General features: G+C 46.2%; 19 protein-coding genes and 1 tRNA gene. 17 read left to right on the top strand and 3 right to left on the bottom strand.

Annotated elements, in window-relative coordinates; genetic code table 11:
* The first annotated feature begins 659 nt into the window (after nucleotides 1–659).
* The 15 genes from ACQ86N_RS22570 (at nucleotide 660) to ACQ86N_RS22500 (ending at nucleotide 10,328) form a co-directional block, all read left to right on the top strand.
* Nucleotides 660–1,076, top strand: a complete 417-nt coding sequence (locus ACQ86N_RS22570; protein WP_431217084.1) for a hypothetical protein — start codon at nucleotides 660–662, stop codon at nucleotides 1,074–1,076.
* 191 nt (nucleotides 1,077–1,267) lie between these two features.
* Nucleotides 1,268–1,717 carry a hypothetical protein gene (locus ACQ86N_RS22565; protein ID WP_431217083.1) on the top strand — a complete coding sequence of 150 codons (450 nt, stop codon included), beginning with the start codon at nucleotides 1,268–1,270 and terminating at the stop codon, nucleotides 1,715–1,717.
* Nucleotides 1,718–1,814: 97 nt separating this feature from the next.
* Entirely contained in the window at nucleotides 1,815–2,705 is an 891-nt protein-coding gene (locus ACQ86N_RS22560; protein WP_431217082.1) for a hypothetical protein, read from the top strand.
* 52 nt (nucleotides 2,706–2,757) lie between these two features.
* On the top strand, nucleotides 2,758–2,943 hold the full coding sequence (locus ACQ86N_RS22555) for a hypothetical protein (protein WP_431217081.1): 186 nt from the start codon (nucleotides 2,758–2,760) through the stop codon (nucleotides 2,941–2,943).
* A 17-nt stretch (nucleotides 2,944–2,960) separates the two neighbouring features.
* Nucleotides 2,961–4,103 (top strand): ParB/RepB/Spo0J family partition protein, encoded by a 1,143-nt coding sequence (locus ACQ86N_RS22550; protein WP_431217549.1) that lies wholly within the window; start codon nucleotides 2,961–2,963, stop codon nucleotides 4,101–4,103.
* 14 nt (nucleotides 4,104–4,117) lie between these two features.
* Nucleotides 4,118–4,615 carry a hypothetical protein gene (locus tag ACQ86N_RS22545; protein ID WP_431217080.1) on the top strand — a complete coding sequence of 166 codons (498 nt, stop codon included), beginning with the start codon at nucleotides 4,118–4,120 and terminating at the stop codon, nucleotides 4,613–4,615.
* Nucleotides 4,616–4,825: 210 nt separating this feature from the next.
* Nucleotides 4,826–5,014 carry an SWIM zinc finger family protein gene (locus ACQ86N_RS22540; RefSeq protein ID WP_431217079.1) on the top strand — a complete coding sequence of 63 codons (189 nt, stop codon included), beginning with the start codon at nucleotides 4,826–4,828 and terminating at the stop codon, nucleotides 5,012–5,014.
* A gap of 2 nt (nucleotides 5,015–5,016) precedes the next feature.
* Nucleotides 5,017–5,328: a J domain-containing protein gene (locus tag ACQ86N_RS22535; protein ID WP_431217078.1), complete on the top strand. Its 312-nt coding sequence runs from the start codon at nucleotides 5,017–5,019 to the stop codon at nucleotides 5,326–5,328.
* A 42-nt stretch (nucleotides 5,329–5,370) separates the two neighbouring features.
* A complete protein-coding gene (locus tag ACQ86N_RS22530; protein ID WP_431217077.1) occupies nucleotides 5,371–5,790 on the top strand; it encodes a hypothetical protein in 420 nt (139 codons plus the stop codon).
* Between the two features lie 108 nt (nucleotides 5,791–5,898).
* On the top strand, nucleotides 5,899–6,357 hold the full coding sequence (locus ACQ86N_RS22525) for a hypothetical protein (RefSeq protein ID WP_431217076.1): 459 nt from the start codon (nucleotides 5,899–5,901) through the stop codon (nucleotides 6,355–6,357).
* Nucleotides 6,358–6,980: 623 nt separating this feature from the next.
* Complete coding sequence (locus ACQ86N_RS22520) at nucleotides 6,981–8,171, top strand: hypothetical protein (RefSeq protein WP_431217075.1); 1,191 nt, start codon at nucleotides 6,981–6,983, stop codon at nucleotides 8,169–8,171.
* A gap of 11 nt (nucleotides 8,172–8,182) precedes the next feature.
* Nucleotides 8,183–9,082: a hypothetical protein gene (locus ACQ86N_RS22515; RefSeq protein ID WP_431217074.1), complete on the top strand. Its 900-nt coding sequence runs from the start codon at nucleotides 8,183–8,185 to the stop codon at nucleotides 9,080–9,082.
* A gap of 42 nt (nucleotides 9,083–9,124) precedes the next feature.
* Nucleotides 9,125–9,439 carry a hypothetical protein gene (locus ACQ86N_RS22510; protein ID WP_431217073.1) on the top strand — a complete coding sequence of 105 codons (315 nt, stop codon included), beginning with the start codon at nucleotides 9,125–9,127 and terminating at the stop codon, nucleotides 9,437–9,439.
* 44 nt (nucleotides 9,440–9,483) lie between these two features.
* Nucleotides 9,484–9,867 (top strand): hypothetical protein, encoded by a 384-nt coding sequence (locus ACQ86N_RS22505; protein ID WP_431217072.1) that lies wholly within the window; start codon nucleotides 9,484–9,486, stop codon nucleotides 9,865–9,867.
* Nucleotides 9,868–9,875: 8 nt separating this feature from the next.
* Nucleotides 9,876–10,328: a phosphoadenosine phosphosulfate reductase family protein gene (locus tag ACQ86N_RS22500; protein ID WP_431217071.1), complete on the top strand. Its 453-nt coding sequence runs from the start codon at nucleotides 9,876–9,878 to the stop codon at nucleotides 10,326–10,328.
* A gap of 916 nt (nucleotides 10,329–11,244) precedes the next feature.
* Here the strand turns inward: ACQ86N_RS22500 and ACQ86N_RS22495 are convergent.
* Nucleotides 11,245–12,540 carry a phospholipase D-like domain-containing protein gene (locus ACQ86N_RS22495; RefSeq protein ID WP_431217070.1) on the bottom strand — a complete coding sequence of 432 codons (1,296 nt, stop codon included), beginning with the start codon at nucleotides 12,538–12,540 and terminating at the stop codon, nucleotides 11,245–11,247.
* A gap of 34 nt (nucleotides 12,541–12,574) precedes the next feature.
* The gene (locus tag ACQ86N_RS22490) at nucleotides 12,575–13,243 is read right to left on the bottom strand and encodes a hypothetical protein (RefSeq protein ID WP_431217069.1); all 669 of its coding nucleotides are present in this window, start codon (nucleotides 13,241–13,243) and stop codon (nucleotides 12,575–12,577) included.
* 126 nt (nucleotides 13,244–13,369) lie between these two features.
* Between ACQ86N_RS22490 and ACQ86N_RS22485 the strand changes: the two genes are divergently transcribed.
* Both ACQ86N_RS22485 and ACQ86N_RS22480 read left to right on the top strand, forming a co-directional pair.
* Nucleotides 13,370–14,164: a DUF2971 domain-containing protein gene (locus tag ACQ86N_RS22485; protein WP_431217068.1), complete on the top strand. Its 795-nt coding sequence runs from the start codon at nucleotides 13,370–13,372 to the stop codon at nucleotides 14,162–14,164.
* Nucleotides 14,165–14,292: 128 nt separating this feature from the next.
* On the top strand, nucleotides 14,293–15,327 hold the full coding sequence (locus tag ACQ86N_RS22480; RefSeq protein ID WP_431217067.1) for an HNH endonuclease: 1,035 nt from the start codon (nucleotides 14,293–14,295) through the stop codon (nucleotides 15,325–15,327).
* Between the two features lie 484 nt (nucleotides 15,328–15,811).
* Here ACQ86N_RS22480 and ACQ86N_RS22475 read toward each other — a convergent pair.
* A tRNA-Val gene (locus ACQ86N_RS22475) sits at nucleotides 15,812–15,886 on the bottom strand.
* Between the last annotated feature and the right edge of the window lie 255 nt (nucleotides 15,887–16,141).

The following is a 16,141-nucleotide window of genomic DNA, read 5'->3' as shown; positions in this document are numbered from 1 at the left end:
ATCCACGGCACTTACGCGCTCAAAGAAAAACCCGACAAAATATACATTCTGTCTGCCTTACATGGCCTACTCGACCCAGAAGCAGATATTATCCGCTGTCACAGACCTCCGTCGCGATAACTCCCTTATTCTGGCCGGAAAAGACTACATAACGCCACTGCCAGTCAATCTACTTCACTTACGAAATCCCTTGAAAGGTCTCAATCGCTGCAAGCGGCTCGGCTTTCTTTCCCAATCTACGTCTGGAAAATCTGAGTGAGAAATTTGTACAATACATTTTCCAGGCATTCAACATATACACTCTCCATCTTTTTTCCTCCATTCTATCCCTCCTCACTCTCTTTCCTACAACAACTGTAAGCTACACTCTAGCATTCTCACAGAGCCTACTGGCTAACGAGCTAAGAAAAGGTTAAACCGATCATCACGAACGGCGAAAAAGCGCCACAAAAATACACCCCACCCCCTTCCCCCTCTTCCTAAAACGGTTTGGTGCGTGCGTTGGGCTTCGCGCCCTGCTTGGGCTTTTGTGCTCGTTTTGGGCTTTGTGCGCCACAGCATTGAGGAAGGGGGAAGGGGCCCCCGGGGTGTGTGGCGCTTTTGTTTTTCGCCGTTCGTAATGATGACGGCGATAATTATTATTAAAAAAATTATATAATATGAAGATCGAAAGCCCCATGTTCTTCAAAGCAAGAAAGGATAAAAATTTATCCGCATTTCTAGTTATAAGGCGAATTGAGAAGGATCCCGGCACTGAGCCAAGAACCTACATCCGGCTTTGTATTGACCAGCGATCGAAATACACCGATGACCGCAGCAGTATATTTTTAGAGACTAATACGATGATCCACCTGGCTAACTATTCTGTCAGAAGTGCCGACGGCGCCCAGCACCCTATTAATAGCATATGCTTCTATGAATCCGTCTATGGTTATGACAACCATATAAGAACATTTTTATACGCCATCAAAAAGGAATCAGACGTTAGCTTCAAAGTGCTTGCCTTTAATAACTCCGATTTCGACCGTGATAATAACCTCGTTTCTCACCAGCTTCTATGGTGTCATAGGCAATAAGCACTACCTGCTTTCCCATTACAAGGGGTTCGATAACCTGGCTAGTCCAATAAGATAACTCTACCTACTTATTGCGTTTGACAAAATCAGCACTCTAATCATTGCTGCGGGCGACCTATGCCCCTAAGCGATCCGCGTGCATTTTTTATTAAAATCTCTTTTATATGATATACTTCAAACACTGTACAACCTTGGATGAGGTCAAATCGACCTATCGTGATCTGGCCATGAAAAACCACCCGGACCGCGGCGGTAATACCGAAACGATGCAGGCCATCAACCGGGAATATGCCTACGCCTGCGCCTATATCCTCAAGGCTGCTAACATGGAAAAAGAAAAGGTCGAGGAAGAAATGAACCTTTCCCAAAGGTATCGGGAAGTAATCGAAAAGATCATCCATCTGCCGGGTATTGATATAGAGCTCTGCGGTCACTGGATATGGGTTTCTGGTGATACTCGGCCTGTTAAAGAAGCTCTCAAGGCGGCGGGTCTCCAATTCGCTTCGAAAAAGATTAAATGGTACTACAGGCCGGAAGAATTTAGTGTTACTCGCGGCGGTAACAAGACCATGGAAGAAATTCGAGAAAAGTATGGTTCGCAGAACATCCGGAAAAGTCGCAACCGGGCATTGGAAGATTGATCTTTCTTGTCGCACATCTTTCACCACACCTCTTTAAGTATTCGTCATCGGAGGCTCTTCCATAACTGCACAGGGCCTCGCATAAATTTTGTTTACTATGGCCATTAGTTTAGATCATTTACGAGATTTAGCCAGACAAGCCTATTATGGTACCTCATCCTCTCCAGAGCGTATGGGCGAGTCTACCATCAACCAATTCACTGCAGAGCTAAATGATGACCTTCTGCTAATTCAAAAAGCAGCACCGCCAGATTTGCCTGCTGATCAACTCGATGCTATTATTGTCAGGTATATCCATAAGTATACGTCGCTCTTAAGGGCCTGGCTATCTAGCCATTCGAATGTTGTCAGTTGGTTTATCGCTGGTCCATCCAATTTTCCGGCCGCCAGGATGCAGAAACGATCGAACTGGGCGGACAATCATTATAACAATTTTAGATCTTGGCGTAGTAAAGCTTTAAAGGCCATTATTAAAGGACTAAAGCCCAAAACCTGTGAACTGGACCGTGTCCGGCTCAATCTTCAGCAGCGGATGCGTTACCAGCGGATCATGGTCGCAGCCAACAAACTGATCCGAAAAAACGACGACCACCTCAATGAACAATTGGAGGAACTGGGTTTTGCAAAGACACAGATAATTCAACTCTTGACGCCAGATTGGTCAAAACGAACTGGATTCAAGCCCTATCAGCTAAGTAATAACAATGCCCAAATCCGGAGGCTCAGTGGTCGTCTAAAGGAACTGGAGGAAAAGCAGTTGAAGGCTGACACCCTACGAAACATTACCGAAGAGATCAACGGACGGCAATTGGTTCTGAACTATGAGCTCGACCGCATTCAGATCATCTTCCCTGCTAAACCACCCGCCGATATCTGCAAGGCGCTACGGCGTGAAGGCTTTGTGTGGTCACCTTCGAACAAAGCGTGGCAAAGGAAGCTCACACCCCAGGCTATCCATATTGCTCGTGAGTTCCTTCAGCAACATTAATCAATCAATGTGGCTAATCGCATTTTTTAATCAATCATAAAACACAACTTGTATGGCAAAAAAGAAAAAGAACACGGAATCTTTGCCCGAAGCGTCACCATCTGAAACCGCGGTTCCTCATTCGTTAGATCAACTCCTGGCTATTATGCTACCAAAGATGCCAGAATCGCAGCTGGTGTCACTCGACCTCATCGACCTTGATCCAAAAACCGCAAACATTTCAAGGAACGGGGTTTAGCAGAACTTGCGGAGAACATTAAGCTCAATGGTGTGCTGCAGGACGTTCTCTTACAGCCTAAGCCGGACGGCCGGTTTAAAATGATTGCCGGAGAACGTCGCTATCGCGCTTCTTCAATGGCGCAGTTGAAAGATATACCTGCTAAGATCTGCGATGTGCCGGACGCCGAGGCACGACGACTTCGATTTGCGGAAAATGCTTTCCGGGAGAATCTTCACCCTATGGAGGAGGCAGAGCTTGTGTCTGAAATGCTCGTTGACTATGGTACTGTAGAGGAAGTCGCCGCGAGGATCGGAAAAGCAAAAGGATATGTTTACGGTAGAATGCGCCTTAACGATCTGATCGATCCCATACAGGAAATGTTCTTGGAAGACCTCTTTACCATTCAGCAGGCACTTGATATTGCTATCTTGTCTGCCGAATCCCAGCAGGACTTTTTTAATGAGTACTGTTGCAATTGGAAGGAAGATGAAGACTTTACTTTGTACCATCTGGAAGATACGCTCGATCAATACAGATACAGTCTGGAAAATGCCCCCTTTGACACCACTGATCCGGCGCTGCTTGAAGGAGTGGTGGCCTGTATCGCTTGTCCGCATAACTCTGCCGTTGTCCTGAGTTTTTTCCCGGAATCTGAGCCTAACAGCACTTGCTTAAAAACCGAATGCTTTAACCGTAAATGCAACGCGAACTTCATTTTAAAGCTTCGCACTGCCTTTGAGGAGACAAAACCCCAGGCATTGGTATTTTACGGCCAACCGTCGCGGGTAATGGAGCTCCGGTTAGAGGGTTTACCGGATGCTGCAAAGCTACCCCGTTTCAGCTATTACTCCGTAAAGACCTGTGCAGAACCCGTAAAGCCTGTTGTCACGGATTTTCCGAAATTCTGGGAAGGACAAACAGAGCCCGGCACCGATGAAGAAGCTTATGCGGCGGCTTTAGAGACCTATGAAGCAAAAATGGCAGCCTATCAGTCGGATGTGCTTGAAGGGAAAATACTCACCGGCCTTTTAGTACGGGAAAGCGAAATTACTCCTATCATCTTTTATAAAGAAGTCCCTGCTGCTCAGCCGGTATATAGCAGATCACTTCCAATCGCCGCTATCGTTACCAATAAAGCCATGGTCGAGGCGGTAAAAGATGAGCTTGGCGAGTGCTGAAATGATCGATAACCATGAAGAGACTTGCAAACGGCGCGAATCGCGTAACCAGGGAACTCGACCGGGAGAAGGTCTTTGCCAAAATTCACGACTTGTTTAAACAGATGATGAAGACCGGCAAAGATGCTAAGCTCGCCGGTCCGGCAGATGTGGCCACAGCGCACTTTTTCGTCTACTCCGCACTTTATGGGGAACAGCAGAATACGGTACTAAGGAAACTATTTCCGAAGAAAAAGGTCAACGAACTTAAATTCAACGCTATCTACGAAAAGTTCGCCACCATGGATCCCGAACTTGTCGCTTGGATGGTGCGCCAGGCTATCTTACGCCACAATATGGCGGCGAATCCTAAAGATCTTGCCTCCCAATTCTTGTATCAGGTCGCAGCTGGGGCTGGTATCGACGTAACCAGTATTGAAAAGGGCCAGGCAACCATTGCCAAGAAGCGGCAAAAGAACCTTAAAAAGAAGCTGAGCGGTCTTCATAGTCTAAAGAACAGGCTCGCAGCTTAATCCTTCAATTTCCGATAATCACCGGCACAGGTTCCTTTTTTACACTTTGTCTCTCCCCCGAAGGAAATGAAGCCGGCAGGCTGTACCCATTAACTACAAGGGCTTGTCCGGAAGGGCAGGCCCTTCTATTATCTAAAAATTCAAATCATTTAACAATATGTTACCCACACTTCGCATAGCTGCAGATGTAGCATTGCCCGACAACGACCAATGGCAGTTCCGGTTCGAGGTAAAAGCGAAACCTCCAACCGCGTTTATATCATCTCCCAAAACAAAAGTCACCGGTTTTGGGCTTGCAGCTGCCCCGGTTGGATAAGACACCGCAAATGTAAACACCTTATCGCCCTTGACCTGCCTTGTGATGAGCAACCCATGGAAGTAAACATTCAAAAAGCCTGACTATGCCAAAAAAGAGAGGTTTCCTGGATGGGTATAAAACCTACGATGCGTCCCATGGATTCGGGAGTGCAGACGAGTGGCGAAAGGCGTTCCATCAACGCATGTCCAAAGAAGAAGCCGCAGCGATCCTTGAGCGCCACAACGAGACGGCACACGAGGTTTTAGGCGTAAACCTAAATGCCACTGAAGCGGAAATAAGATCGGCCTTCAGACGGTTGATCCAGCAGTGGCATCCGGACAAGAACCCTGATCGCCAGGAAGAGGCCCTGCAAATGAGCTTAAAAATCATCGCAGCCTACGAGTCCCTGAAATAGGAGACTTGATCACCAATAATTAATAATGAAAAAAATAATTATATGAAACCAGTCGAGCCAATTGCGCGGAACGAAGCGATGCTTTACCACCCCGACACTCTATTTCGGTATGACGTACCTGTCCAGTGGATTATGACCGGCACCGTTCCCATTATTGCGGAGACAGTAGACGAGGCCTTGGCAGCCGCCATGAAATCCACGCTGCCCCGAGGATATTATCTGAGCGATTCCTTCAGCGTGACCAACCTGGTTATCCATACAGAAGTTGTAAAAGACAGAAATGGCCATCCCATCCATTTAAAGGCAGAGGTGCATGTGCCTGACCCTATTTACTCCGACCTTCACCAGCACGCTTTCGATGGCCAGGTTACAGGCACCCATTACCAATATGTCACGGTCGCTGATCAGGAGGGAAATGCCTTCGATATCGAACCGGAACGCCTGGAAGTCTCAGTTGACTAACCCTGTACTCATTTCTATTAGGGCTTAGGCGGCTTTCACCCTTAAATAATATGGCATGCCCAATTTATCAGAGATAGCCTTGGGGTATAAATCCCGGGACTGTCCGTAGTGCCAGTATTGGCAACAAAAAGACCACCGGGTTACTGGCGAAAATATCAGCAATTTTTGATGTCCGACCGCAAAATCATCCATGTATTCGATCAACCAGAAACATATGGCATTGCTGTCGTCTGCGGGAAGATAAGCGGAGATTTTGAGGGCCTGGATGCTGATTGTAAATATGACCTTTCCGGAACTTTAATGAACCGCTTTTGTGCAGCCATTAGGGCGGGTGATTCGGGTCTGCTCCGGCGCCTGGTGATAGCCTCTACCAGGAATGGCGGGTATCACATTTATTACAGATGTCCGGATGTAGGTCGAAACCTGATCCTCGCCCAGCGCCCGAGCACCCCGGAAGAAGCTGATCATTCACCCCAACAAACCGGCCAGGAGCCTCTTGGAAACCCGGTCAAACGGGGGAATTATTATTGTCCCTCCGACAAATGGTTATCAGTTTGTCTGCAATGATCTTCGAAGTATACCGAGGATTGATTCGGCCGAAAGGGAGGTGCTTATTCAAACTGCTCGTTCTTTTAATGAATATCATCCAGATCCGCCGCCTCCACCTCCAAGGCCTTTGATAAAGGAGGAGTCCCCTGAGAATGACCCATTTTTTGCCTACAATCAAACTGATGAGGTAATTGATTGCTTGCAAAGACATGGCTGGATACTCGTAAGACGGGTTGGCCCTCGAACGTACTTTCGGCGTCCGGGTGATACGGATAAGGATACCTCCGGAGATTTCCACCACGAACTGAGGCTATTCAAGGTTTTCACAACAAACTCGATATTCGAGGCTGACAAGGGATACAGCCCACATCGCGTCTACGCCTTTTTAGAATGCAATAAAGATTTTAATCTGGCCGCAAAGAAACTTCTTGCCTTGGGCCATGGCGTAGCATACAAAGATAGGTGCTGATTTTTTTAATCCTTCCACTAAAAAATAGTTCGTATGAGCATACCTGCCATCCATCAGGAGGTGGGAGCGCTATTGCGTGCCCCTCCAACATCAAAGCAATTTCTGCCCGCTACTACGATGCGGGATTTACGTCCGGTCCATCAGTTTATCATCAATACAATTAGCACTCATTATGATTACATATTCCGATTCTTTCTTGGTTTTTCTATGCGAATCCAAAAATAAGATCGCTAAAACGTTGTTCAACGCTCGCTATTGCAATTATCCTTCCTATCGCTTAATGCTGACCACCGATGAGATTAACTATCTCTCCCTCCGGGCAGATGGAAACATCAGCTATTTGCCGGCCGGTCGCCAACTAAGGTACAATGCAGACGGAGAATGGTCCAGACAGGGCAGGCAAGACGGGAAACCCGGGAAGGTCATCCGAAAACTATTTACAAAAAAAGCGCTGAAGCTTTTCAAAGATTCAGATTTCGAAGGTTTTGCCAATTCGTATAAGGCAAAGTTTTCCGATAGGCTCTCCTTCCAAATTAGGATAAATCGTGATATTCCTTCGATATACGATATGGAAATAGCACTTGGCGGAGGAAGCTTAAATAACAGCTGCATGAATGGTGACGGCGACTATTTGGATATTTATAAATACTGTGAGAGTCTTCGTATTCTCATTTTACTAGATGAAGAAGGCCTGCTCTGTGGTCGAGCCCTCATTTGGGATTTAGAAGACAACATCACCTTAATGGATAGGATTTATGTCGTTAACGATTTTATGTACGAGCTGTTCATAGCTTATGCCATTGACAGCGGTTGGTGGCATAAAAAAGACTACCGGTCTCAAGACGATAAAGACATCTTTATCAATGAAAAAGGCGACGAAGTTACAAGACATTTTGTTGTAAGGACCAACACTGTCTTTAGCTCTTATCCATACATTGATACGTTTACTTATGGCGATGCAGGCACTTTAAAAAACTTCGAGAGCGGACGATTTACCTATGCAAATTCCGATGGTACAAGGATGGGGGAATTATGGGACGAAATAGATGAATGCTGGTTAGATGAAGATGACGCATCGCTAATCACACACGGCGTTCATAGCGGCGATAGGACTCATTTCGAGAACACAGCTAGTGTAGGTGGACAGGTCTGGTGGAATCAAGATCCAGGCATCGTTGAGGTCGATGGATGTTTTTATCGTGTCGAAGATACTGTTTTGTCCGATTACGATGGTGTGAGGCACCTCAAATCTGATTGTATCTGGAGTGACATTCACGACTCCTATATCTTAAAATGTGATTCCGTTATAGTTGACGGAGAGATTTATCACAAAGATGCTAACGCCGACTTGCAACGGGCTTAAATCTATTTACCATGAACCAGCATAAATTAATTGAAATATTACAAGTTCAAACCGTCTCATACGACCAATTCCGGATGTTTGCAAAAATCATCCGCGAAGTAAAGTCGGTCCCGGACTGCGCCTTTTATACCCATAATGGGAATATTTACGTCACCAAAGGCAACGCCGATGGTGGATATCCTTGCTTGGTGGCACATATGGATACTGTCCATGATATCGTCGAGAACCTGACGGCTGTCCCAATTGATGGAAATATCATCGGGATCAATCAAGCTACAATGATTCAGACGGGAATTGGCGGAGACGACAAGGTGGGCGTGTTTATAGCGCTCGAGTGTTTGCGATTATTTGATACTATCAAAGTCGCCTTTTTCAGAGACGAAGAAACGGGATGCGAAGGCAGCTATGAAGCCGACATGGCCTTTTTTGATAATTGCAATTTTGTCTTGCAATGTGACAGACAAGGGAATGAAGATTTTGTTGTTGAAGCGGCAGGCGTAGAGCTGTCGAGTTCCAAATTCCAATTTCAGATTGGCCCTTTGCTTGACATCTTCAATTATCAAATGGTAAGCGGTCTGATGACCGACGTAATGGCTCTTAAGGATTGTGGCCTTTCTTGCTCTGCGGCTAATATAAGTTGCGGCTATTTTAATCCGCATACTGATCATGAATATGTCAACATTGACAGCGTGGAGCACTGTTTCAATTTGGTTACCTCAATTATTGATCAGATGGGAAACGCCAGATTTCCGCACATACTTGAAGGACCTGGATATTGGCGTAGTTCCGTCTCACGCCAATGGCCTGCCAAATCCCTATACTGCATGGACTGCTGGGCAGAGGAACCTACCGCAAACGGGTATTGTCAATCCTGTAATGAGTACTATTCTTCCATGATGGGTTGGCGTTAAGTCCATACCTGACTTTATTTCCTAATCATTTAATCAATTTGTATGTCTATTGAAGAGAACGGCAAGAAATTGCCACAGGAATTCATTTTCCATGAAGATCCCGGCCACGCCTGGCTCGAAGTGCCCTTACACACGCTGGAGCTGCTTGGTATCTCAAAAATGATAACATCATTTTCTTATAAGTCTAGCGGAAAGGCATACCTGGAGGAAGATGTTGATGCCATAACTTTCATAAAGGCATGGTTAGTGAGCCAACAACGACCAGAGAATGACTTCACTTATTTTAAAGCGAGATGCACAACAGCTTACGAGCACCATAGTTTTATTCGCAATTTACCTGGCTACGCCAGCAAGTAGATCGAAAGGAACCGAATTCACCTTGCGTTCAACAAAATAAAAGTATGAAAGACACCCTTAGCTTTGGAGACGAAGAAATATTGTCTTATATCCGCGATGGTACTTTTCCCATTATCGTAGCTTTTTCTGGTGGAAAAGACAGTATCGCAATGGTTTTATACCTACTGGAACAGGGTGTGGACAGGCGCCGCATCCACCTTCATCACCACGACGTCGATGGGGAGGCCCCAATCTATTTGATTGGCCATGTACAAAGTCTTATTGCAAAGCTATTGCGGATGCCATCGGTCTTTCACTGTTTTTCTCTTATCGTGAGGGCGGCATTTACCGCGAAATATTCCGCAACAGAGAGCCCCGCCAGGATATTCTATATCAAAAGGAGCCTGGCGGCCCGTATTTTCGCATTCCTTCAAACAAGACCGCTATAAACACCCGGTTGAAGTTTCCAGCTGTCTCTTCCAATCTACTGACCAGGTGGTGCAGTTCTACCGTTAAGATTGACGTTCTACATAGCGTAGTGGCCCATCATCCCTTGTATCAACATAGCCTGGTGGTGCTTACCGGAGAACGAAGGCAAGAGAGCCTCGGCCGCAGCAAGTACTTGAATATTGATCTGTATAAAGCTAATACAAAGAAGCGGAAAGCGATCCAGTGGCGTCCAGTCCTGGAATGGCCTGAATCTGCCATTTGGGAAATCATTTCCCGTTGGCATATCCAACCACATCCTGCTTATATGCTGGGCTGGAACCGGTGTAGCTGTCAGATGTGCATATTTAGTGCCCCTGATATCTGGGCGACCATTGCTTCAATTGACTCTGGGAAGATCAAAAAATTGCGGCCACAGAACGACGGCTGCATTTTACACTGTATGCCCGAAGAAACATTTTAGAAACGGTGGCTGCTGGGACACCATTGGAGGATCTCGACCCATTTTGGGTGGATCAAGCGTTAAACCAGCTTTAATGCGCCGATGATCCTTTCCGACTGGCAGTTGCCGAAAGGGGCCTTTAGAAAGGAAGCCGCCGGCGCTCTATAACTACACTTTTCATTCGGTGAATCTGCTTTGTGTGCTATCTCTATTCTTATTATGGCAGACGTCACATTGCTATCCGAATAGCTCAGTGTTTTGCCGAATAGTAGCTTGTTCCCTTCAAAATTTACACATTCCTTAAAGCTGAAATAATGTCTCCTGATCAAGAACGTCACATCGGAACTGCAGAAGATAAGCAGCTAATTCGCGTAATTGCCGTAAATATTTGGTCTTTTGGTGAAACGAATACTTCCGAAGGTGGCCTGGTCGGACAGGTTACCCATTGTATGTACAAGAATTGGATACCTTTCTATGTTCGTGAGAGCGTGAGGGGTATCCATTCCTTTTTCATTAGTTCGGGTGAACGGTGGGGCGACAAGGTGGGTAGAAAACCCAGGGCAGCTTCGCCAAGTGCTGGAATTGCGCGCCCCAGGACTGTGGTGGCAGGAAATTGCAGATGCTGTTCGGGAGATGGATACTTTGAAAAGAAGGGTATTGCCTAACAGGAATTTCAACCGCGATTTTATACGGGACATTTTTGGCCACTAAATTTTGAATTCAGAATCTTGAAACAGCTAAGAAAGGTTTGCCCGATTGCGCAGATATTCCATTTTCTAGTTCCGCTATATATTGAGATTAATCATCCTGCAAAATCCAAAAGGCGGTTTCGCTCAAATGACACCAGTTGGCTAAAGATCATCGGTACGGTTGATCGACTCACAGCAGCTAGGCTTTCCTCCACTAACGACCGGAGGGCCATCGGTGGCGCATCATGTCATAGAGCGGAAAAAGCCGACGGAATTCTCGAAGGGTGGTTTGTTGCAATAGGGTTTGCGAAAAGGGCGGGATCGGCGATGTCGTAATCGCGGCCAATGGTAAAATATTCCTGGCGCCTGTCGGTTCGGGTGAATTGGTGTAACTGGTCGGGGCTGGTGAATTCGGTTACAAGCCGACGTTGGGTATTTACCCGGATCCAATAAGGATCACGTAAGGATTTCAGGCGGTCGTAAAAGTCCTGGCGATATCTTGAATCTTCGTCCATTTTATCGCGAAAGTGTTTACGGTCGTAGTCTCCGGCATTGTTTTTAGCGAATAGAAGCCATATGCCAAACCCCATGGGTTTCATTTCAATTCTCACCTGGAGCCTGGAATGATTGATAAAGCTGTAGGGGTCTCTTTCTCCGTCTCTTTCCGATTCCGTATAGTCGATTTTGTGGGCGTTTTGGTATCGCCTGACCTCTGCTTGTTTTTTCCCATAGCTAAGCCACATGGCGTTGATATCCTTTTCACCTTTTTCAACATGGTAATATAAGGAAACGATATTGTGGTCTCGAGCGTGATGGTCCAGGTTGTCAATGTCGTTGGCTGCGAGTTGTGGGAATAGTTCGCGGTGAAATTGGCGGAATTTTTCCCACACGACACTTCTTTCGCGGTTGGCTTCTTTCGAGTCATCGCGTTGTAGTTCCTGGCGAAAGGCGAGGTAGTCATTTTTGCCGAAATATTGGTGGGTTAGGTCTCTGTCTTCGAAAATTTTGTCGTTGCCGGAGGGGCGGCGTAGGCGTAAGGGGCGGCGGGTATGGTTGGCGGCGGATCCCTGGTCTTCCGGAGGGTAGTTGTCGCGGTAATCGTCGATGATGTCCTTGTCCAGAATGAATGCTTGGTCGTAGTGCTCCTGGAACCAACTGACGAGACGTTGGCAATCGCCCTGATCGGTGACCATATACGACATTTCATGGTTGCCGCGAAGACCGGGGACGGTGAGGTTAGCAGAGCCGACAAAGGCGAGGTATCCATTCGGGTTTTTGATGATGTATACCTTGGGGTGAAAAGTTGGCGCGTCGCCAGCGAGGCGGGCACGGATTCTACCGGGCCGGATACTCTCCATGATTTGATGAAGGGCGCTGGGTTCGGTGGGGAGATTTATACCGATTAGGTAGTTCTGTTTAATACCGGCGAGGGCGGGCCGGATCTTTTGGAAGCCGTCGTCTGTTATTAAAGCAACAGCAATCCAAATTTCTTCGGCGCCGGCGATAGCGGGCAATAGATGGGTCTCGAGGTCTGTGATGATCATTGGTTATGCTAATTTAGCCTTTTCCATTGGCTTATCACGATTGGCGGTCAGGCTCGGTGACACCTAGTAGTAATCGGAATTCGTGCTCCAGCTTTTCGAGGATTTCTGGTATTTCTTTGAGGACTTTGGCCGTGGCTTGGCGGGACGTTTCCAAAGCTCGTTCAAGTTCGTTGGAAGGGAGTCGCCCCCCGGCGATTTCTTGCAGACGCCGCGGTTCCCAATAATCCCAGGTTACCGAGTGGTATTGTCCACGAATATTTTCAAGGAGATCGCCTACCGCTTTCGTGAAGTACAATTTGTGATAGAAATAATAATTATTATACTCCGCATAAGCCTTATGTGCAGCCGCGACTCGTTGTTGTTCTTCTGCCTCTGCATTTTCTATTACGGGATGTATACGTCGCGTCATTTCCTGAAGGGCGGATACCAAATTGATTAGTTTGGTGTATAGCTCGGCGATCACTTCGAGGCGCTTTTCGTGTAGATAGGTTTGGCGGGTAGCTCGGAGGTTTAGTTCTGCTTTGTATCGTTCCAGATTAGTGTTGAGGTTGAGTTGGTGGCTACTTAAAAGGATGTCAAGTTGATTTTTGTGTTGGGCAATGGATTTGTCTGCGGATGATTGGATGAATTGTTTTATTAGGAGGGAGGCGACCGTGAAAATGCCCAGGTCTCGCCCTAAGTCGTAGAGGTATTTTAGGTCCATTATGGCGTTTTTTGATGTTAGTTGCCAATATACGGAAGTTAGGCGTATGGGAGGTCCGTTAAAACACGGTTTGTTGGGTCAGTGTAGAATTATATCTTAGAGGGTATTTCAACGTTCAATAAATATATGATTAAATTCTTAGAAGACGTCCCTGACGTCTTATATAAGTATAGAGATTGGCATAATGAATACCACAGAAAATTGCTTACGCACCGGGAATTGTATTTTGCTTCGGTTGATCAGTTTAATGATCCCTTTGACGGCACGGTACCATATCGCTATGATCCTGCGGAACTAACAGAGGAAAACATTTTTAGAAAATACCGCGAGATGACCAAAAAAGAGCATCCCGATTGGGATGAACAACGTGTTCATGAAGATAGCTATGAGTACCAAAGGCGCGGGTATTTTAAGGATGGGCATTACCTGGAAGAATTTGAGAAATGGGTGCTTGAAACAATGAGCAAGCAATTTGGGGTAGTATGCCTTTGCCGGAAACCAGATAATTTCTTGTTGTGGTCACACTACGCGAATTCGCATGCGGGAATTTGTGTCGGATTTGACAAGTACAAACTATTCGAAGATGCCAAATGCCAGTTTGCACACATGCAGTATCAAGAACAATTACCACTACTAAGTTTGTTTGACGATGTGTTCACGCATTTCAAAAAATTGATCGGCACCAAATCTTTGGTTTGGGAATACGAGGAAGAATATCGGTTGACGAGAGCGGAATTTTCGAGAGTTAAGGCTTATTTGAGGCCAGAAACAGTAGTGGAGGTCACATTGGGATGTAAGATGCCGGAAAGGGAACGCTTTGAGATGGTCGAGTTTGTGGCGGCAAATTTACCACATGCGAGGGTATATGAAATGGTCAAGTCTAAAACTGCCTTCAGGATCGAACGAATGCAGATTTTTTAATTTTGGTTACAGATGAAATAATAATTTTTCGAGATTCACTTTTAGCCGAGTGCGCGGGCATAAGAGTATCTTTGTGCCTCGGGAGTGCGATTGCGCCCACATATTTTTTTATGCCACGAAACGAATTTATGCACGGCCTCAATGAGAAATTCTATTTTCCTGAGGAATATGCGATGGAGGCGGAGCTATTCTTTAGGGCGTATGAGGTTGAATCTTGGGCAAGTTGCCCATCGGAAAAGATCCGGAAGGCGGATAGGGTGCCAAAGGTGGAGCGTATGTGCCGGTTTTGTGGGAAGCCCTATGGAGAGGTTACATTCAATAGCGAACCTCATGTTTTCCCAGAATTATTGGGGAATAAGTTTCTAGTATCGGACTCTGAGTGCGATACTTGCAATTTCATCTTCGGCAAATATGAAGATCAGTTGTCAAAGTACTTGGGCATGTCCAGGACGATGATGCTTACGAAAGGAAAGGAAAAGATGCCTACATTCAAGGACAGTACCATACGGGTCGAGTCGAGAAGGGCCGCAGATGGGGGCGGGGAGGTGGCAGCTAAACGACCATTTGGAAGCGCGAGCTTTATCTATGATCAGGTGACGGGTTTATTCACCCTCAAAGGGAAGAAACAGCCTTATATCGCATATTCCGTCTATAAGGCGTTTGCGAAAATGGCATTCTCGTGCTTGCATGAGGAATTCACGCCGGAATACAGATTGGGGTTGGAATTTATCCGGGGCACTGCATTTGAGGAGGAAGGGCGGGCTTTCGCCCATATCTTACGATATAAATTTCCTTATACGTACGGTTTCGAACGGCCAACAGGGTATATATTCAGGGCACGCTATCCGGACATGGATGTATTCTCCAGGGTGTTTATGTTATTTACTTTGAATACAATTTACATCATGGCGGTTCCTTTTGGGTTGAATGATATTGCAGTTCCAGATAGAGAATTGTCGCTTCCACATCCTCCGCCGTTGTTTGATCGTGCATATCATTTTCCGACCGATGAAATCCGGAAGGAACGGTTGGACTTCTCGTCGTCAACAGTCGTGGAAAATGAAGAGGATTCTTTTTCGATCAATTTGGCACCTGGTGAAAAAATTGCTGCGATTTTTCATCACCCTGAAACAGGCGAGGTCTTCCAGGGGAAATGGATGTAGATGACATTGAGGGGTTCGTATTGACGAAAGTTCGCCTTTCGTGATTATTAATAAATGTCCTATGTAAACCTTACTCATCACTCCCTTCGTCCTCAGCCAATGGCAGTCTGGTATTTCTCAAGACGACATCTCATTTTTAGTTTGCTATCCAAATGACAAAGCCTTTGTCGACGACATTCAATCGCAAATAGAAGTTGAGATTTGTTATACCCACAATTTAAATGCTTAACTTAGATGAATCAAACCGCTTTAACCTTTCCGGGCGGTTTTTGTGCAGAACTTGTGCAGGCAGCGAAATCGGAGGAATTGTTTGGTGGCCGTAAAAAGCGACAAATTCGCTAATAAAGGACCCCTTGAGAACCTCCGAAAAGAGCAAAACGGAGGCATAAGCCTCTCAGAAATCTTTGAAAGTCAATCTAACGCGTGTACTCGATTTCGAGTAGCCGTAAAAAAGAAAGACCCTGAGTGATCAAGGTCTTTTTAGTGGGAGTTGACGGGTTCGAACCGCCGACCCTCTGCTTGTAAGGCAGATGCTCTGAACCAGCTGAGCTAAACTCCCTTGTCTTTTTCCCTTTTTTCCGGTGTTTTCCGTTGAAAGGAGTGCAAAGATAAGACTCGGGAGGATTCCGGCAAAAATTATTTGGGAGATTTTTTGGAGGATTTTTTTGTAAAGGGTTAGAAACCAGTGGGGACTTGGGGTTGGGGAGATCGTGGTGGTTCACGCGGGTTCGTTGGGGTGGGTTTGGTTCGAGGGTTGGTTGGTTCACGCGGAGGGGTCGCTGGTTGTGGCGGTTCACGGATGGTTCACGCGGAG

The organism is Puia sp. P3, from assembly GCF_050632245.1.
Lineage (GTDB): Bacteria > Bacteroidota > Bacteroidia > Chitinophagales > Chitinophagaceae > Puia.
The sequence above is the reverse complement of the archived record's forward strand: the minus strand, read 5'-3'. Positions and strand labels throughout refer to the sequence as shown.